The organism is Lactobacillus kimbladii (assembly GCF_000970755.1).
Taxonomy (GTDB): domain Bacteria; phylum Bacillota; class Bacilli; order Lactobacillales; family Lactobacillaceae; genus Lactobacillus; species Lactobacillus kimbladii.
Map to the genome: position 1 here is coordinate 1,128,778 of NZ_KQ034007.1, position 19,574 is coordinate 1,148,351.

Below are 19,574 nucleotides of genomic sequence, written 5' to 3' on the forward strand. Positions count from 1 at the left end.
TTTCCTCCCAGTTAACTTATTCAGGCTTAACTTCCTGTTTTTCGACGGCTTCCATTTCGTCACCGATCTTAATATCATTATAGCCCTCAATTGTTAAACCACAATCGAATCCTTGCTTAACAATCTTGGCATCATCTTTAAACCGTTTGAGTGACGCAACTTTTCCAGTGTAAATTACAACTCCATCACGGATCAAATTGATTTCAGAATCTTTTGATACGTATCCAGAATCAACAAAGGCACCAGCAATCGTCCCAACTTTTGAGACTTTCCAAGTCTCACGTACAGTCAAGTTACCGACAACCTTATCTTCATAAGTAGGTTCAAGCATACCTTTCATAGCAGCTTTAACATCGTCAATTGCCTTATAAATTATACTATACAGTCGGATATCTACTCCATCAGCTTCAGCTTGAGATTTAGCAGTAGCAGTTGGACGAACATTAAAGCCAATAATAAAGGCATTCGAAGCTCCGGCTAATGTAACATCTGATTCATTTACTGCTCCTACGCCAGCATGAATAATATTAACACGAACGCCTTCAACTTCTATCTTTTCAAGCGATTGTTGTAAAGCTTCTACTGAACCTTGGACATCTGCTTTTAAGACAACGTCTACTTCTTTCATGTTTTCTTTCTTCATTGTGTCAAACAAGTTATCAAGAGTAACATGTTTGACATTTTCACGAGACTGTTGTAAAGCCTGTTGTGCTCTTTGTTCACCAACGCTTCTTGCAGTCTTTTCATCATCAAAGACTACTATCTTATCGGCTGACTCGGGCACATCATTTAGCCCAGTAATTTCAACTGGCATAGATGGAGTCGCTTTTTCTACTTGACGACCGCGGTCATTCGTCATAACACGAACCCTACCAAAGCGATTTCCAACAACAATTGGATCACCGACTTTTAATGTACCCTGTTGAACTAGAAGGTCAGCAACTGGGCCACGTCCACGGGAAAGGCGAGCTTCAATAACGGTGCCAATAGCCTTTTGCGTAGGATCTGCTTGCAGTTCCATGACGTCTGCCTGTAAGAGAATCATTTGTAAAAGTTCATCAACATTTTCACCAGTTTTGGCAGAAATGTTTACAAAAATAGTGTCACCACCATAATTCTCCGGAATCAAATTGTACTTCATTAACTGTTCAGTAACATGTTCAGGATTTGCACCTGGTACATCCATCTTGTTAATTGCAACAATAATTGGAACTTTAGCACTTTTAGCATGGTCAATTGCTTCAACAGTTTGTGGCATAACCCCATCGTCTGCAGCTACAACCAGTACAACAATGTCAGTGATTTCAGCACCACGTTCACGCATATTAGAAAATGCTGCATGTCCAGGCGTATCTAAAAATGTGATTGGTTTATTATCAACTCTTACCTGATAGGCACCGATTTTCTGCGTAATGCCACCAGCTTCATGAGCAGACACGTGAGTATGACGCAAACGATCAAGTAAAGTAGTCTTACCATGATCAACATGTCCCATAATCGTAACTACAGGTGGACGTTTGGTCTGGTGTTTGGATTTCTTAGAAGCAGCCATTCTCTTATCATAGAGAGTATCAATGTCAGATATATCTTCATGAACTTTTTCTTTGGCATTAATATTATATTCAGCAGCTACTAATTCTATTGCATCTTTATCAAGTGACTGATTTTGATTAGTCATCACACCTAACATAAATAGTTTTTTAACTATTTCAGCTGGTTCACGGTGCAACAATTTTCCCAAATCTTGAGCATTCATACCAACTTCGTACACCAATGTTTCTGGTAACGGACGCTCTTTTCTTTGAGTTGGTTGCTTCTTTGGTACCTGTTCGAACTGCTTTTTCTTATTTTTGCGTTTACGTTTTTCTTGATGCCTTGAATAATTATTAGCACCAAAAGTTTGATTTTTGCCTTTTCTGCCAGGTTTACCAGAATTACGACCGTGACCATTACCACGACGCTTTTCTTCTTTTGCTGGTTCAGGTGCACTATTTGTATCTAAAGCTTTAGGTTTATTAACTGGACTTGCCTTTTGTTTATTCTTCATTCTGGCAGGTGAAGGCTTAATTATTTTTGGACCAGTTACTTTAGGTGCAGTAGTCTCGATCTTGATAACTTTGTTTTCGGATTTAGAAACAACTTGGCTATCTTCACCAGAAGATTTTTTAGCCTTAGTTTGGTCTTCATTATAAGATTTCTGGACTCTCTCACTTTGACGATTTAATTTCTTTTCATCCACACGTTGTTTTTGTTTCAACTGTTTTAATAAGTCCTGTGCTACTGGCTTTGAAGCCTTTTGATTTGGGTTAGTACCTTGCTTGTTACGATCTTGAGCTTGTCTTGATCTATTGTTAGATCTGTGAAAATTGTTGGTTCTTTTATTGTTCTTGTTACCTTTATTTTCCTCATGCTTTTTTTCATTTTTGCGAATTGAGGTAACGGAAATTTTAATTTTACTGCTCCTTTTCGCAGGTTTTTCTTGCTTTTGCGCGGGAGCGGAGCTACGAAAACTATCTTTTAATTGATTTACTTGTGAATCTTCAAGTGATGACATATGATTTTTAACATCGAGGCCCAGGTCCTTCGCCTTATTGACCACAGTTTTATTATCGATGCCTAATTCTTTTGCCAATTCATAAATTCTTGTTTTAGCCATCAAATCACACTCCTTCATCTATTTTTTGTAACAATGCTTTGCAGAAACCAGTATCAGTAATTCCTAAAACTTTTCGTTTTTTTCCTATAGCTTGGGAAATTTCATTACTATTAAATTCATTAATAACAAGAACGTTATTTTGTTTCCCAACTTTGAATATTTTTGCAGTAGTATCTGCATGGCTATCTTGAGCTAAAATAATTAGTTTTACCTTTTTGGCTTTTGTGCCCACAGAAACAATTTCAGATCCTGAAACTAATTTTCCAGCTTTTTGACATAGTCCCAACAAGTTCAATGCTTTTTGTCTATTTTGCAAATCTATTTATCACCAAACAATTCTTTTCTCGCCTTTTGATGGTCAACATATGAGTAAAGCTCTTGATAAAACTCTTTAGGCACTTTTGTTCCTAAACTGCGCTCAATTAAACCTTTCTCTTGAGCATTTTTGATCTGACTCGGATCAAGCGAAACATACGCTCCTCTACCAGGTTTTTTACCAGTAGGATCAACTGAAATATTCTTTTCTTTGTCGACTACAATACGCACCAACTCTTTTTTGGGCTGCATAGTATTAGTTAACAAATCTTTTCGCATTGGAATCTTTCTTTTCTTCAAAAGTTTCACCTCTTGCTTTAATTTTCAGTAGAATCTACTGTTTCACCATCAGTTACTTTATCTTGTGACTCATCTTCTGATTCAGTCTCTTCAGAAGTTGTTGACTCCCCATCAGATTCATCGCCCTCAGCAAAATCAGTATTTATCTTTGAAGCAGAATTTGAACTATCTTCAACTGAATCAGCAGTTTCAGCTTGTTCATTTTCTTTTTCAGCTTGATCAGTGCTTTCATCGACAAATTCTACTTCAGATTCCGGTCTAATATCTATCTTATAGCCAGTCAATCTGGCAGCTAAACGAACATTCTGTCCTTTTTTACCAATTGCAAGTGACAGCTGGTAATCTGGAACAATTACTAAAGCACTTTTTTCATTGTCTTCATCTCCAAATTGAACAGCAATTACTTCAGCAGGATTCAAGGCATTAGCAATGTAGTCTGATGGATCTTCCTCGTATTTAACTACATCAATATTTTCACCATCAAGTTCATTTACTACATTTTGTACCCGCGCACCTCTTTGACCAACGCATGTACCTACTGGATCAATATTAGGATCATTAGATTTTACAGCGATCTTGGTCCTGTCTCCAGCTTCACGAGCAATTGAGACCACTTCAACAGTTCCATCATAAATTTCAGGTACTTCCTGTTCAAATAATCTCTTCACCATATCAGGAGCAGTGCGTGAAACCGTAATTTGAGCACCTTTTGAATCTGAACCAACATGAGTAACTAAAACTCGAATTTGATCTTGTGGATTATAGCTTTCACCTGGCATCTGGTCGTTACGTGGCATTACTGCTTCAACATTACCAATTTTAACATAAACGAAACGATTATCACGTCTTTCAACAGTGCCTGTTATTAATTCATCTTCATACTGAGAATACTCGTCAATAATATGATTTCTCTCTGCCTCACGCAAATGTTGCATAATAACTTGTTTAGCCGTTTGTGCCGCAATTCTACCGAAATTCTTAGGTGCAACTTCGAAACGAATTTTATCACCAAGTTCATATGCCCGATTAATTGTTAAAGCATCCTTTAAACTGATCTCCAACCGTTCGTCATGAACTTCTTCGACAACAGTCTTTTCAGTCATCAGCTTAAAGTCGCCTTTACGTTCATCAAATTCAACTATTACATTTGTTGCCTGATTATAATTTTTCTTATATGCTGCAACCAGTGCTGCTTTTATCGCTTCAACAATTACGTCTTGCTTTATACCCTTTGTTTTCTCGAGAGTAGAGAACGCTTCAAGCATTTCCTTAGACATAAATTTTAATCAACCTTTCTAAAACTCAATTGCGAAACGAATGCTTGCAATTGTTTTACGGGGAAGTGATAAAACTTTCTTTTTAGTTTTTACCTTTATTTCAAGTTCGATTTCGCTATCATTATAAGATTTTAAAGTTCCCTCATATTCTTTTCCACCTTCAACTTTCTGGTATAACTTCACATGCACATATTCATTTAAAGCTTTTTGCCAGTCAGTCTCATTTCTGATTAGCCTTTCGATACCAGGAGAAGAAACCTCTAAAATATAAGGGTCAGGGAACGGATCGGGTTGTATCTGATCAAGCTTTGCAGATAATAATTCACTTAACCCTGCAATTTCATCCATATCAATACCATTTTCTCGATCAACATATATTCTTAAATAATTTTGTCCCTTTTCTTTAACGTATTCTATATCAACAAACTCATCTTTGCGTTCTGCAATAATTGGTTTAATTTCTTTAAGAACAGAATCTTTAACTTTCGCCAAGTACTTTCCTCCGTAATAAAAAGAGTGAGCAAAGCTGCTCACTCCGAATCATTTATTCGAACTTCTTAAGAAATTATATCACATTTATATTAATACTGCAAAATTTTAAAAGAGCGAAAGTTGATTCTGTTCCGGCATTCCAGTTAGAACTTCGTTATTTTCTAAATAGTCCATAATTGACTGGGATACTTTTCCACGGTTTGCCAAGTCTTCTTTTGACAAAAACTTCTGCTCAGTTCTGGCAGCAACAATTTGTTTGGCTGCATTATTTCCCAGCCCGGGAACAGCGTTAAATGGCGCTAAAATCGTATGCTGGTCAATAATTTTAAAATTAGTGGCTTCTGATTGGTTAATATCCACCATTTTAATTTTTATTCCACGCTCTAAACATTCATTAGCGATTTCAAGAACTGTTAACAAACTTTTGTCTTTTGCCGATGCATCATTACCTTGATTTTGAATATCAGCCATTGCTTTTTTAACCGTATTTTTACCATGACTCATCGCTACTAAATCAAACAAATCAGCACGCACCGAGAAATAAGCTGTATAGTATATTTCCGGATAATAAACTTTAAACCAGGCAATCCTCAAGGCCATTAAAATATAGGCTGTAGCATGGGCTTTCGGAAACATATACTTGATTTTAAGACAAGATGGAATATACCAGTCAGGAATTTTATCATTTTTCTCGAGAACTGCCATGTCATCGTCACTGATTCCGCGACCATGACGAACAGATTCCATGGTAGAAAAGGCAACTTCTGGTTTAACTCCCCAGTGAATCAGGTCCATCATGATGTTGTCGCGACAACCAATAACATCTTTCAGCTTGCAAGTACCATTGTTAACTAATTCTTCAGCATTTCCTAACCAGACATCAGTACCGTGTGACAAACCAGAAATTTGCAGTAACTCAGAAAATGTAGTTGGCTTTGTTTCTTCTAACATTCCCCGTACAAATTTTGTACCAAATTCAGGTACTCCCAGTGTTCCTGTTTCTGATTGAATTTGTTCAGGAGTAACACCTAAAATTTTGGGACTGGAAAAAAGCGACATTACTCCTGGATCATCGGGCGGAATTGTTAAAGGATCAACCCCAGAAAGGTCCTGCAACATTCTGATCATAGTTGGGTCATCATGACCTAAAATATCAAATTTCAAAATATTATCGTGAATCGAATGAAAGTCAAAATGGGTGGTCAACCATGCAGCATTCACATCATCTGCAGGATATTGTACGGGCGTGAAGTCATAGATATCCATATCATCAGGAACAACAACAATACCGGCGGGGTGCTGCCCGGTAGTCCTTTTTACGCCACTGACACCAGCTGCTAAACGATCAAGTTCAGCACTACGCAGGTTCAATTCTTTTTCTTCATCATAGTGTTTAGCATAACCATAAGCTGTCTTGTCAGCAACGGTAGCAATTGTACCCGCACGATAGGAATTATCAGGACCAAACATTACCCGAATAAAATTATGGGCTACCGGTTGATAGTCACCTGAAAAATTCAAATCAATATCGGGAACCTTGTCACCGTGAAATCCTAAGAACGTTGCAAAAGGAATATCTTGGCCGTCTTTAACTAAGTTTGCGCCACATTTAGGACATTTTTTATCAGGCAAGTCGTATCCGGAACCATATTCACCGTTTTCAAAGAATTGAGAATACTGACATTTTGGGCAACGATAATGTGGTGGCAGTGGGTTGACCTCAGTGATACCAGACATTGTCGCAACCAAACTAGAGCCAACAGAACCACGAGACCCAACTAAATAACCATCTTTATTGGACTTAGCCACTAGTCTTTGTGAAATTAAGTAAATGACTGCATAGCCGTTTGAAATTATAGAATTGAGTTCCATGTCGAGTCTGTCTTGGACAATCTTAGGCAGGGGGTCTCCATATAACTCATGCGCTTTGTCGTAAGTCAAACGTTTCATTTCTTCATCTGCATTATCAATGTGAGGAGGATAAAGTCCATCTTTAATAGGTGAAATTTCTTCAATTGATTCAGCTATTTTATTAGGGTTGGTTATGACTATTTCCTTAGCAACTTCTTCACCTAAAAAGCTAAAAGCATCCAGCATTTCCTGTGTGGTGTAAAAGTGCATATCAGGCTGCTTTTTGTTTCTATCAGGATTGCTACGCTGAGCCGAAATTAGAATCGTCCGGTAAATTGCATCATGTTCTTCCAAATAATGCGCATCCCCGGTGGCCACTACAGGTTTATCAAGTTCCTTGCCCAATTTGTAAATATTAGTCAGAATTTCTTCAAGTTCCGCTTCATCAGCTATCAGGTGGTCTTCGATCATGATCGAATAATTTGCTGGTGGCTGAATTTCAAGATAGTCGTAAAAGCGTGCCTTCTTACGTGCTTCGTCATAGCCCTTTTGCATCATTGCAACAAAAACATCGCCTTCAGAACAGCCCGAACCGTATAGCAGACCTTCATGGTTCTTAAGCAAATCAGATTTAGGAGTGCGGGGAATCCTATAAAAATCCTTGGTGCTGGCAATAGAAACTAAACGATACATGTTTTTAAGGCCCGCTTGATTTTTAGCTAAGATAGTCATATGTTGCGGTCTTGCTCTCTTAAACACTTGACCTTGAGCAGCATAATCATTCATCTTGCCTAAATTATCTTCATGATATTTTTCAGTAAAGGCATCTAAGAGCTTAAACATTAAGTATCCTGTTGCTTCAGCATCCTGATTAGCTCTATGGTGATGCTCTAATACTACATTATATTTTTTAGCTAGTGAATCGAGCGTGTGTCTTGATTGTTCTGGGTGAAGCAAGCGCGAAACTTCAAGTGTATCCACAACAGGTTGCGTTATTTCGCTGAGGTCCGCCCGTCTTAAGGCAGCATTGACAAATCCCACGTCAAATTGAACATTATGCCCGCAAAGTGGACGGTCGCCATAAAAATCTTGAAATTGTTTGATTACTATAGCTTCATCATCAGCAGCCCCAACCATTTCATCGGTAATCGAAGTTAAGTTAATGGTTTGTTCGCTTAATGGATGATGAGGATTGATAAATTTGTCAAATCTTTCAAGAACTTCCCCATTTTTCATCTTTACGGCGCCAATTTCAATAATGGTGTCGTAAACGGATGATAAACCTGTAGTTTCAACGTCAAAAATAACAAATTCACGATCTTTATATGTCATTGATGCAGGATTAAGAACTAGTAATGCATGATCGTCAATCATATTTGCTTCAAGGCCATAAATAATTTTAACGCCATTCTGTTTACCAGCATTATATGCTTCCGGGAAAGCTTGAACATCGGCATGGTCAGTAATAGCGATTGCTTTTTGACCAAACTTTTTGGCTGCTTTGACAAAATCAGTTGCTGTATTAGTAGCGTCAAGCTGACTCATATTAGTATGTAAGTGTAACTCTACTCTTTTTTGATCACCTTGATATTTTTCCGTTCTGCCAACATGCTCTACAATTTCAAAACAAGAAATATTAAAAACGGTGTCATGACTCCACTGATCTTCAGCAGCCGATCCCTGCATTTTAGCCCAAGTTCCCGGTTTGATTTTTGTCATATTTTCAATTTGTTCTTTATCGGAAACAAACTTTTTAAATGAAATTGAATCAGTGTAGTCAGTTATTTCACCTGTAAAAATAATTGAGCCATTTTTTAATTCGCGACTGGCAATATTAAAAATATTGCCTTCTATGACAACATTTCTTGTACCGTCAATTACTTCTTTTATTTGGGTAACAGGCAAACTTTCATCCAATTTGCGGTTGCCATAACGAGTCTTTTTAGTTGGGTAAGTCGCTTGTTTAGGCTTCTCTTGTGTTGGAGCAGCATCGTATTCTTCCTGCATATTTTGCTCGTGCTGTTCCTGCATTTCCTGAAGACTAGCCAAATTATTTACTGAATTTTCATCGTCAATTTCAGTTACAAATTTTAAGTTGAAAAAACCAAAATTTCTCATTTCTTCTGCTAGTTCATCAAGCATTTTTTGTTCGAGCAGGCCATCAACAACTAAATTGTCTACCGGAATAATCCAACGCCCATTTTCCTTTTTAGGCTTATGACTATAAATAAATTCACGTGCCACAGGTTGTAAAGCATGAGAATTTTGCACTGCGAATTGCCAATAATCAGATAAATAGTCATCTGCTCCATCTTGAGAGCGAACATACAAATGAACATTGACAAAAGAGGAAAAACTGGCTGTTATAGCTTTATTCAAAGCCTTAAAGGTTTCAAATTTTAGTGGCGTAGTAAAAAGAACATGGATATCCCACCTATGTTCTTTAGCGTAAACATCCACGTTCTCAATTTCGCCCTTCTGCAATAAATCATTATCTGCAAATTCTTGCGGAAACTTTATTTGCTGCAATAACCTTAAAAATAGTTTATTTTTATCAGTCACGAAAATTATCCTAACTCTTTATTAATAAATTCATCTAATTCGGACAACGTCATTTCGGTTGCTTTTTCATCAGTAGGTCTTTTAACTTCAACTACTTCTTCATTTGCTTTTTTACCGACAGTTACCCTAACTGGAGCACCTAGTAAGTCAGCGTCAGCAAATTTAACTCCTGCCCGCTCATTACGATCATCATATAATACATCATACTTAGCACTGTATTTTTCTTCAAGTTTTTGAGCTAAATTTGTTTGCCCTTCATCTTTCATTTTCATTTGCACAATGTGCAGGTCAAATGGTGCGATTTCTTTAGGCCACGCAACGCCATTTTTGGTCAAATGCTGTTCTATTACTGCAGATAAAACTCTCGTGACGCCAATACCGTACGAGCCCATTATAACAGGTTGGGCTTTGCCATTTTTATCCAGAAAGTTTGCACCCATAGTTTTTGTGTAGTATGTTCCCAGTTTAAAAATATGACCAACCTCTATTGAAGTTGTAAATTTTAATGGTAGGTGATCAACTGGATCTGGTTCACCCTCGTTGGCCACTCTCACATCTGCGAATTTGTCAGGATTAAAATCACGTCCTAAATTTACATTTTTAAACTGAAAACCCTTTTTGTTAGCCCCAACAACGAAGTTATAAAGATTATTTACTGTATTATCTGCAACTACCTGATCAGCCCAATCAGCATTAATTGGTCCCACACTACCTTTAGTTACACCAGTGATGTCTGTTAATTCAGCATCAGTAGCTACTCGAAGTGAATCAACATCCAGCAAGTGCTTCAGTTTTATTTCGTTTACTTGTTTATCGCCCCGAATTAAAACCAATACTTTTTCATTTTCATTAGCAATATAAAGTATACTTTTAACAATTCTTGTAGCTGGAACTTTTAAAAAGTCTACTAAGTCTGAGATTGTTTCTTGCCCGGGAGTAGCAACTTCTTCAACTTGTTTTAATTCTTCCTCTTCTTGCTTAAAGGTATCTATGCTGCAAGCCATTTCTAGGTTGGCTGAATACGTTCCTGTTTCATTGGTAGCAATGGTATCTTCACCAATGGCAGCTGGAGCTTGAAATTCAGTTGAATTTTTGCCACCCATAGTTCCTGAATCAGCAATAACCGGAGTAACTTTTAAGCCACAACGGTGATATGCAGCTGTAAAAGCCTTTTTCTCATCCTCAAATTGTTGATCAAGCTGTTCTTTAGTAGCCGCAAAGCTGTATGCATCAAGCATGATAAATTCACGTGATCTCAATAAACCGAAACGAGGCCTGTTTTCATCTCTAAACTTTGATTGAATTTGGAAAAGAGCTATCGGCATTTGTTTATAACTTTTTAAATCTTTTGCGACAATATCAGTAAATGTTTCCTCATGAGTTGGCCCTAGCAGACTTTGACGACCGTGTCTGTCTTTAAGTTTAAACATTTCCGGACCATATTTTTGCCATCTGCCTGATTCTTCCCATAAAGTTGCTGGTAAAAGATCCGGCATTGCCATTTCTGGCACGTTGATCTTTGCCATTTCTTCACGCATTATCTGTTCAGCTTTACTTAGAACACGGTACCCTAAGGGCAAATATGCATAAACGCCTGCCGTAACCTGACGAACATATCCGCCTCGCAGCATCAGTTTATGACTTTCAGCTACAGCATCAGCTGGTGCTTCCTTTAAAGTCGGCATAAATAATTTAGATTGTCGCATTTAAACTCTCTCCCAAATTTATATTTTATTTAATAAAGTAACGGTAAATATCATTTCCCGTTACAGCAATAATTAACACTAACAGTAAGCCAAAACCTATCAATTCCACCATGGCTTCATGATTTTCAGAAATTGGTTTACCACGAACTATTTCAATAAGGTTAAGCAAAAACTTACCACCATCAAGACCAGGTATAGGAATTAGATTCACTATTCCCAAGTTAATTGAAATCATGGCTAAAAAGGCTAAGATATAGGTAAAACCCATTTGCGAAACCTGTGATGTCTGAGAATAAATGCCCACAGGTCCAGAAAGCTTATTTAAACTAAAATGACGGAATAAACCACCAACCGCATTGAAAATCATTCCAGTTGTGGAAACAGCCGTGTTCCAACCACGTTTAAATTTAGCACTGATGCTCTCATCACTTTTTGCCCTAATTCCAATTTGATATACTTTTTGGCCTTGAACTTTAACAACTTTTGGTTGAACGCTTACCACTTTTTTTTGCTTATTTTTGATAACGGAAATATTAATTTTTTTACTTTTATTCTGAGATATTTCTTCCGAAATTTGTTCGAAAGACGTTATTTTGTGCCCATTAAGAGCCACAATTTTTGAATCTGGCTCAAGTTTTGCAACAGCAGCTGGTGAATTAGGTGCTACTGCAGCTATTTCTGTAGTTGCAGGACCTGGAACAGTAAATGTCCAAATTAAAAAAACAACAAAACCTAGAATTATATTCATTAGCGGTCCGGCAATGTTGGTAGCTAATTTTTGCCAGACATTGGCTTCTTGAAACTGGGTATCTCGAGGGGCAATAATTAGCTCAGTTTTTGACTGATCAATAACAGTGGCATCATGATTGACTTTGTAGGTAACCAGCCGATCTTCTTCACCATTTTCATATCCAGAAATAAAAAGTTTATCTACCAAATCAAATTTCGTGATTTGTAATGGTATTCCTTCAATCGGTATATCTGATTCAGAAGCGTCAATTCTCACAACTTCTTTTTGTTGATTAAGCTGCAAAACTACTCTCATCCCTGCTGCTAAATCAGTTTCGTCATCTTTACTTGCTAAACGGACATATCCGCCTAACGGAAGCCACCTAATAGTGTAAGTAGTTGGATTGCGTCGTACTTGGAACAGCTTAGGTCCCATACCTATAGAAAATTCACGCACTAAAATACCGCACTTTTTCGCAACGATAAAGTGCCCAAATTCATGGACAAAAACCAAGATTCCAAATACTACTAAAAAGATAAGTATTCCTTTCACAAGAATCCTCCTAGTGTATGATTCCCATCAAAGCAGCAAAAACAGGTAAAACAAAGAGCATGCTGTCAAAGCGATCCAGAATTCCACCATGTCCTGGCAATATCTTGCCTGAATCTTTAACGCCATAGTATCTCTTATAAGCTGATTCAACCAAGTCACCCATTTGTCCTACAATTGATAATACAAGGGCAAAAATAATCATTTCAATTTGCGAGTGTTTCAAGTTCACAAAGTAAACATAAATTGCAGCACAAATTACAGCGCAAATTGTGCCACCAATTGATCCTTCCCAGGTTTTATTAGGACTAATTACAGGCCACAATTTATGTTTACCTATTTTACGCCCAATCATGTAGGCTCCAGTATCTGTTAACCAAACTACAACAAAAACATAGCAAAGAAGCGCAAGGCCATTGTCAGCGTTTCTGATACTTGCCATGTAATGAAAGCCGGTGCCTACATATAGTGAGCCCAAGGTATAAACCGCTACATCATCAAAAGTAGTTTTATTTTTGGTTAAAACTGTCCAAGTTAGCATTAACATTATCAAGGCAAAATAAATACCGTATTTTGTCCAATGAAATGGCATTGACCTGAGAAAACTATCAGGAACTGCCCAAACAATAGTGGCTAATAAAGCTAGTAGAAAGTTTATTGAAACCAATATTTGTTTTTTCATTAAAAAGAATTCACTAATACCAACGGCCGCAAACAAAACGGTGAGCCAATCCATCCAAAGCCCGCCAGCAATGACGATAGGAATAAATAAAATTAAAGCAATAACTGCTGTGATTACACGTTGTTTCATATATTTACCTAACTATCCGATTCATCGACTTTACCGAAACGTCGATGACGATTTTGAAAATCAATAACAAATTTTTCTAGATCTTCTCTAGTAAAATCAGGCCAGTTTTTCTTACTAAAAGCAAGTTCTGAATATGCTAATTGCCATAACATGAAATTAGATATTCTTTGCTCACCAGATGTTCTGATCAATAAGTCTGGGTCACTGTATTTACCAAAACTTGCAGTCATTAATCTCTGAGAAATCATTTTTTCAGAAATTTCATCACTAGTAATACTACCTGTTTCAACAAGAGTAGCTATTTCCTTTACTGCTGTAGTAATTTCTCTTCGGGAGCCATAGTTAAAAGCAAAGTTTAAAATTAAACCACTGTTATTAGCGGTTTCAGCCATTGCTCTCTGCACTACATCATAGGTCTTAGAGGGTAACTCGTTTAAATAGCCCATAATGTTCACTTTGACATTTTCTTTCATTAAGGTTGGCATAAACTTATCAAAAAAGCGTACAGGTAAGTTCATCAGATATGCTACTTCTTCTTTTGGTCTACCCCAATTTTCAGTAGAAAACGCATATAAGGATAAAACTTTGATGCCTAATTGGTTGGCTGCTAAAGTTATTCTTTCCACATTATTCATACCTTCGTAATGACCTGCAATTCGTGGTTTGCCCTGTTTTGTGGCCCAACGACCATTACCATCCATGATAATAGCTAAATGATTTAATTGATTTTTTTTATCAGCCATTTAATTAGCCTTGGGTAATCTCTTTACGTTTTTCTTCTGCAATTTGGTCAATCTGTTTGGTAGCATCGTCAGTAACTTTTTGGACTTTCTTTTCCAAATTGCGTTGTTCATCTTCAGTAATTTCATCGTCTTTTTGTTGTTTTTTAAGACTATTCATAGCTTCACGACGAACATTTCTAATTGCAATTTTACTTTCTTCAGCCATTTTATTGACTTCTTTGGCAATTTCTTGACGTCTCTCACCAGTTAATTGTGGAATAACAAGACGAATGACCTTACCATCATTTGCAGGAGTTAAACCCAAATTGGACGCCAAGAGTGCATGTTCAATATCATCAAGACTGTTTTGATCATAAGGTGTAATTAATAACACGCGTGGCTCAGGAATAGTCACACTAGACATTTGCGTCAAGGGGGTTGGCGCTCCATAATAGTCTACTTTTACCCCATCAAGTAGAGCTGCGTTAGCAACACCGGCACGAATAGAGCTCAAGTTTTTTTGAAAAACAGTAATTGATTTTTTCATATTATCTTGAGCTTTTTTTATTGCGTCATTATTCATTATTTTTTCCTCCGATTACTGTTCCAATATTCTCACCTAATACCACTTTTTTTATGTTACCTTCAGTATTAACATTAAATACGATAAGAGGAATGTTGGTATCCATTGAAAGTGAGCTTGCAGTTCTGTCCATGACTTTTAAGTTTTTAGAAATAATATCTAATTGAGAAAGTTCACTGTATTTTTTGGCATGCGGATCAACCTTTGGATCAGCGGAGTAAACTCCGTCAACTCCATTTTTAGCCATTAGGATCACGTCAGCACCTATTTCCGCAGCTCTTAAAGCAGCAGTTGTGTCAGTAGAGAAATAAGGATTACCAGTGCCGCCACCCATAATAACTACGCGTCCTTTTTCCATGTGGTGAATAGCTTTTCTCCTAATATAGGGTTCTGCTATTTGCCTCATTTCAATTGATGTTTGCAATCTAGTTGGTACGCCTACATGTTCCAAGCCATCTTGAAGAGCTAACCCGTTCATTATGGTAGCAAGCATCCCCATATAATCAGCCTGTGAACGTTCCATCCCTAGTTTTGCGCCAGTTTCTCCACGCCACATATTACCGCCACCACAGACGATACCAATGTCAACTCCCAAATCGTGAACAGATTTAATCTCCTTTGCTAAATGACTAATGACAGTAGGATTTATACCGGTTCCTTCATCACCAGCCAGAGCCTCACCAGAAATTTTCAAAACTATTCGCTTATACTTAACTTTAGTCATGACAACCTCCTCTATTAACTTTAGTTATTCTACCATATAAAAAGGGCAAATGTGGACTTAGAAATAAAAGAGTGGAATTTCTTAAAAAAATTCTCAGAGCTAAAAAGTAACGGGAGAAAACAAAAAATCTCAAAGTTATCTACTTCGAGATTTTCAAAATATAATTAATATTTATTTTCTCTATTAATTTGAAGTAATAAATTATAAAGCGATCCGTATAAATTCGAATCATTTCTAAAATGAGCAGAAACGATTGCAGGTTTAATCAAAGTATCACCAATGATTGGATTATAATTATTAACTAATTTATCGTATGCTTTATTTATACCGCTAATTAAAATTGGTTGTGCGCTTATACCGCCACCAACGGCTATTTTATCTAAATCTACTACTGTTTGAATATTAAGAATTAAAGTTGCCACTTTTAAACAATAGTCATTAAAAATTCTAACGGCTTCTTTTTTACCGGACTTAATGGCATCAAAAGCATATAATCCGTCATTTTCATTTTGATGATTAATTTTACGATTAATTGCTTTAACAAAATTCACGCCTGAACCATTACTACCAACGGCACCTGCCATATTTTTAGGGCGGGATAAATTACTAATCATAAAACTTAATTCACCTGCTTGATAATGTGAGCCTCGCAATAAATGACCGTTAATTATAATACCGCCGCCAACGCCGGTTCCGAGCGTAATTGCAGCACAGTTCGACTCACCCTTTAAACTGCCTAGCCAATTTTCTGCTAAAACGCTGGCCTTGCCATCATTTATTATCGCTACCGGAATCCTATACTTTTTACCATAAATTTCGGCAAAATCAATTCCGTCCAAAAAAGGTAATGAACCGCCAAATCTAATTTTTGTGTTTTCAATTTTTCCAGGAGAACAAAATGCTAAACCTTTAATATCTGAAATATAATATTTTACAATTTGATCTATTTTTTTCAAAAACTCAGTTTTATTTTTAACAGTAGCAATTTTGTCTTTTTCGATTATATTTCCAGCATAATCCAATTTTGCAAATTTAATTTCAGTTCCGCCGATATCAATACTTAAATAATTTTTCATTACACTCTTTCACATAATTCATATTAACTATTGCAAACAACCTTATTACATTATCTCAAATATTCTCTTCAAACAACTATTTGACATTCAAAATAAAATCAGCCAATAGTTTTATTTCTAGGTCAATGGCACATTCAAATAAACAAAAGCCTGGAAAAGATTTTGCCACTGTAAATCATCTTCAGGCTCTTGACATATGTATTTTACTAATAGCAATAACGTTAACAATAATGAAAAAAGTTTAAATAGCAGGAATGTTAGAGTTATTGTTTAAAAAAGCTAAATAAAAACTAAGAGATCAGCGTTAAATAGATATTAATACTTGCTATTAGTGAAGTGCACCTAAAAAGTTAAACATAAATCTGGCCATTATAGAACTCTTAATTAGTCTTTTTAAATGTGATTTTCTAATGAGTTAACATTGCAATATTATCGACAGCTGTTCTACCTGAATAAATACAATACCCTGCTTCAGAACCAGGAACATTTACACCATAGGTATCACCCACAAGAACAGCTGAGGCATCAGATCCAACGGCATATAATCCAGATATTTGTCTACCATTTTCATCTAAGACTTCATTTTTGCGGTTTACTCTCAAACCACCCATTGTACAATAAGCTCCTACACCCAATTCAAAAGCATAAAAAGGACCTTTTTGGATGGTCTTAAGGTAGTTTGCTGTTTTTTCAAAATCTTCATCTTTTTTTATAAGTGCTAACTGATTATATCGCTTAACTGTTTCTGCTAATTGAGGCAGGTGCAGTTTTTCAGCCAACTCAGCAATAGAATTAGCTTTAGTCAAGAATGACAGGTGGGTTTTTTCAGCTTTAGAAATCATACTTTTCAACTTATCAAGTCTAGTACGATCAGAAAGCGGTTTTAAACTCCTAGGTAATTTTTTATCAGCAAACTCATCCAAGATATCTTGATCAAATATTGCATATACCTTTTCTTGTCTGATAATAGCATTTCCAGCATGCGCCCATATTCTAAAAACACTTTCGTCAACGAATCTCTGCCCAACTTCATTAACCCAAAGTGGAGCCATTTCACAACTTGCAATACCAATATCTGTTTTCCAAAATTGATATGAGGGAATAGTATCTTCTTTTATTTGTCCTCCAAACATCATTGCCATTCCCATTCCAAATTTTTTGGCTCCAACCTTCCATGCTAATTGAAGTCCTGAACCATCACTTTTTCCAGAATTCATAGGAATAATGCGATTTGCATTAGAATTAAAATACTTTAAAAGCATTTTTCTGTTATTTAAGTAACCGCCAGTAGCCAATATTACCGCTTTAGTTTTTATTTCCTTCTGCTTTTTGGTTGCAAAATCTTCAATATTTACTCCAGTAATATTTCCAGTGCTATTTTGTAGAAGATTAACTGCTGCAGCTGAAGTGATAAATTCCACACCGTTTTTTTCAGAATACGGCTGCATTGCATCGTGAATTGCATGATTACCTAAACCCTTAAACATATGCCATGTGTTGAGTCCTGCACCAAGTGTTGCTACACCATCAAATTTAACTCCAATATTATTTAACCATTCAACATTTTTAGCAGACTGCGCAATATAGTCTTTCCATATCATTGTATCTGCCTCAAAATGGGAAAATTCTTGTTCGTCATGCAAAATTTCTTTTTCAGACAGATTAATTCCCTGCTTTTTCTGCATTTTACTATTTACAGCAAAAATACCTTCTACATAATTTCCAGATCCACCTGTTGTTCGACCTTTCTCAACCACTAAAGTGTTTAAGCCTTTTTCAACAGAAGCTGCTGCAGCTGCTTGACCAGATAATCCTGAGCCAATTACAACCAAGTCATAGTCATTTCTTTTTGATAACATTTTGTCTCCTTTATAAAAGTAAAAATAAATACTATACGTATGTATGAAAACTCTCTCCATCTATAATATAACTAAAATAATAAATTCAAAAATTTATTTTAGTTCTTATTGTAAAAAACTTCATCGTCTGATTGATATCCTTTTTTGAGTTTATAATAGAAAATATTAGTATCTCAAAATTTTAAAAATATAAGCTAAAAGAAAGTGAATTTTCAAACTAAAAATGAAAAAGTATTCTTACGAATCATTCAATATTGCTGATGTAGGAGATTATTTGAAAGTATTCGCCTGCACTGCTGTAATGGCGCAACCAATCATGGCTTTAATTATGGAAGTGGGCCAACCTTTTCATACGCAAGATATTTTTGGTATTATGTATAATTTTGTTAAATATACAGCTCCTGCTTTTATTTTTGGCATTTTATACTCAACAATTCGAATAAATGATTTGGATGGCACTTTTTCTTACAAGCAGTATATGCGATCAAGTTGGTTAAATGTGTTTGTTCCTACATTTTGGTGGACACTTATTTACTTGCTGGGAATGCCCTGGCTTCAACAGATAAACAGATTTAATAATTTTAGTTCCTTTTGCTGGCAATTTGTTAATGGTAACGCTGCTCCTCACCTGTGGTATAACACAATGATGTTGCAATTTATAATTTTAATGCCTATTTTCTGGGCTATTAGCCGCTATGTTGGTAACAATGTTAAACGTGGTTTACTAGTTGCCGCTATTACTTTTGTTTTATATTTTGCATGGCTCTGGTTTTATGACTTTTACGTTTTTCATGGTCCACAAGAAAAGAACTGGTATCTGCTAGATCGTATTTTTATTTCTTTCTTTATTTATGGTGTCTATGGTGTATTGGCCTGGCAATTTAGGGACTATGTCAATACATTTCTATATAAGTTTTGGTGGCTGATCTTAGTTGGTTTTGTTGCATGCTTTTTATGGACTAATTTCGAATTTCACGGATTTGGTCATCCGGTTCTTTTTGCAAATGCCCCATATTATAAGCCGTCTATGACATTTTACTGTTTAGCCGTTATAGCTTTAGTAGCTGCATTATGTTTATTTAATATTAGACACAACTCTAAAACTTGCTTGAAAGTCTTTCACTTTTTAGCAACTTATGCCTATCGAGCATATTTATCAAATGTATTTTGGAATCAACTGATTTGGCAAGGACTAAACATGAATCATCATGCTATTTATCATCCATTCCTTACTTTTTTTGGCACATGGACCCTGACGTGGATACTTTCCTTTACTTCAGCATATGATCTTCATATTTGGTGGTCAAAAGCGAAAAAGTTCTTAAGTATGCTTAGTCTAAAATAACAAATATTTTCAAATA

General features: G+C 36.2%; 15 protein-coding genes. 1 reads left to right on the plus strand and 14 read right to left on the minus strand.

Annotated elements, in window-relative coordinates; translation table 11 throughout:
- Positions 1 to 16: 16 nt before the first annotated feature.
- From infB to vprA, 14 genes are all read right to left on the minus strand, one after another.
- Entirely contained in the window at positions 17 to 2,656 is a 2,640-nt protein-coding gene (infB, locus tag JF75_RS05705; protein WP_046332225.1) for a translation initiation factor IF-2, read from the minus strand.
- Positions 2,657 to 2,660: 4 nt separating this feature from the next.
- Positions 2,661 to 2,972, minus strand: a complete 312-nt coding sequence (locus JF75_RS05710; RefSeq protein WP_046332226.1) for a L7Ae/L30e/S12e/Gadd45 family ribosomal protein — start codon at positions 2,970 to 2,972, stop codon at positions 2,661 to 2,663.
- A gap of 2 nt (positions 2,973 to 2,974) precedes the next feature.
- The gene (rnpM, locus tag JF75_RS05715; protein WP_141639320.1) at positions 2,975 to 3,271 is read right to left on the minus strand and encodes an RNase P modulator RnpM; all 297 of its coding nucleotides are present in this window, start codon (positions 3,269 to 3,271) and stop codon (positions 2,975 to 2,977) included.
- Positions 3,272 to 3,288: 17 nt separating this feature from the next.
- Entirely contained in the window at positions 3,289 to 4,548 is a 1,260-nt protein-coding gene (gene nusA, locus JF75_RS05720; RefSeq protein ID WP_046332227.1) for a transcription termination factor NusA, read from the minus strand.
- An 18-nt stretch (positions 4,549 to 4,566) separates the two neighbouring features.
- A complete protein-coding gene (gene rimP / locus JF75_RS05725) occupies positions 4,567 to 5,040 on the minus strand; it encodes a ribosome maturation factor RimP (RefSeq protein WP_046332228.1) in 474 nt (157 codons plus the stop codon).
- A 105-nt stretch (positions 5,041 to 5,145) separates the two neighbouring features.
- Positions 5,146 to 9,453: a PolC-type DNA polymerase III gene (locus JF75_RS05730; RefSeq protein WP_046332229.1), complete on the minus strand. Its 4,308-nt coding sequence runs from the start codon at positions 9,451 to 9,453 to the stop codon at positions 5,146 to 5,148.
- A gap of 5 nt (positions 9,454 to 9,458) precedes the next feature.
- Complete coding sequence (locus tag JF75_RS05735; RefSeq protein ID WP_046332230.1) at positions 9,459 to 11,159, minus strand: proline--tRNA ligase; 1,701 nt, start codon at positions 11,157 to 11,159, stop codon at positions 9,459 to 9,461.
- A gap of 25 nt (positions 11,160 to 11,184) precedes the next feature.
- Complete coding sequence (gene rseP / locus JF75_RS05740) at positions 11,185 to 12,441, minus strand: RIP metalloprotease RseP (protein ID WP_046332231.1); 1,257 nt, start codon at positions 12,439 to 12,441, stop codon at positions 11,185 to 11,187.
- A 10-nt stretch (positions 12,442 to 12,451) separates the two neighbouring features.
- Entirely contained in the window at positions 12,452 to 13,249 is a 798-nt protein-coding gene (locus tag JF75_RS05745) for a phosphatidate cytidylyltransferase (protein WP_046332232.1), read from the minus strand.
- A gap of 8 nt (positions 13,250 to 13,257) precedes the next feature.
- Complete coding sequence (locus JF75_RS05750; protein ID WP_045928213.1) at positions 13,258 to 13,992, minus strand: undecaprenyl pyrophosphate synthase; 735 nt, start codon at positions 13,990 to 13,992, stop codon at positions 13,258 to 13,260.
- A 4-nt stretch (positions 13,993 to 13,996) separates the two neighbouring features.
- A complete protein-coding gene (frr, locus tag JF75_RS05755; RefSeq protein ID WP_045928214.1) occupies positions 13,997 to 14,554 on the minus strand; it encodes a ribosome recycling factor in 558 nt (185 codons plus the stop codon).
- On the minus strand, positions 14,547 to 15,278 hold the full coding sequence (gene pyrH / locus JF75_RS05760) for a UMP kinase (protein WP_045928215.1): 732 nt from the start codon (positions 15,276 to 15,278) through the stop codon (positions 14,547 to 14,549). The genes frr and pyrH overlap by 8 nt, the downstream gene beginning before the upstream one ends.
- A gap of 164 nt (positions 15,279 to 15,442) precedes the next feature.
- Positions 15,443 to 16,354 (minus strand): ROK family protein, encoded by a 912-nt coding sequence (locus JF75_RS05765; RefSeq protein ID WP_046332233.1) that lies wholly within the window; start codon positions 16,352 to 16,354, stop codon positions 15,443 to 15,445.
- 407 nt (positions 16,355 to 16,761) lie between these two features.
- A complete protein-coding gene (gene vprA, locus JF75_RS05770) occupies positions 16,762 to 18,213 on the minus strand; it encodes a vinyl phenol reductase (protein ID WP_046332234.1) in 1,452 nt (483 codons plus the stop codon).
- A gap of 223 nt (positions 18,214 to 18,436) precedes the next feature.
- On the opposite strand from vprA, the gene JF75_RS05775 reads away from it, so the two are divergent.
- The gene (locus tag JF75_RS05775) at positions 18,437 to 19,558 is read left to right on the plus strand and encodes an acyltransferase family protein (protein ID WP_046332235.1); all 1,122 of its coding nucleotides are present in this window, start codon (positions 18,437 to 18,439) and stop codon (positions 19,556 to 19,558) included.
- The last annotated feature ends 16 nt before the right edge of the window (positions 19,559 to 19,574 follow it).

Coding starts and splice junctions, on each gene's coding strand:
- frr (WP_045928214.1), bottom strand. CDS start 14,554: ATGAATAATGACGCAATAAAAAAAGCTCAAGATAATATGAAAAAATCA.
- vprA (WP_046332234.1), bottom strand. CDS start 18,213: ATGTTATCAAAAAGAAATGACTATGACTTGGTTGTAATTGGCTCAGGA.
- infB (WP_046332225.1), bottom strand. CDS start 2,656: ATGGCTAAAACAAGAATTTATGAATTGGCAAAAGAATTAGGCATCGAT.
- JF75_RS05750 (WP_045928213.1), bottom strand. CDS start 13,992: ATGGCTGATAAAAAAAATCAATTAAATCATTTAGCTATTATCATGGAT.
- JF75_RS05775 (WP_046332235.1), top strand. CDS start 18,437: ATGAAAAAGTATTCTTACGAATCATTCAATATTGCTGATGTAGGAGAT.
- pyrH (WP_045928215.1), bottom strand. CDS start 15,278: ATGACTAAAGTTAAGTATAAGCGAATAGTTTTGAAAATTTCTGGTGAG.
- JF75_RS05765 (WP_046332233.1), bottom strand. CDS start 16,354: ATGAAAAATTATTTAAGTATTGATATCGGCGGAACTGAAATTAAATTT.
- nusA (WP_046332227.1), bottom strand. CDS start 4,548: ATGTCTAAGGAAATGCTTGAAGCGTTCTCTACTCTCGAGAAAACAAAG.
- JF75_RS05745 (WP_046332232.1), bottom strand. CDS start 13,249: ATGAAACAACGTGTAATCACAGCAGTTATTGCTTTAATTTTATTTATT.
- JF75_RS05735 (WP_046332230.1), bottom strand. CDS start 11,159: ATGCGACAATCTAAATTATTTATGCCGACTTTAAAGGAAGCACCAGCT.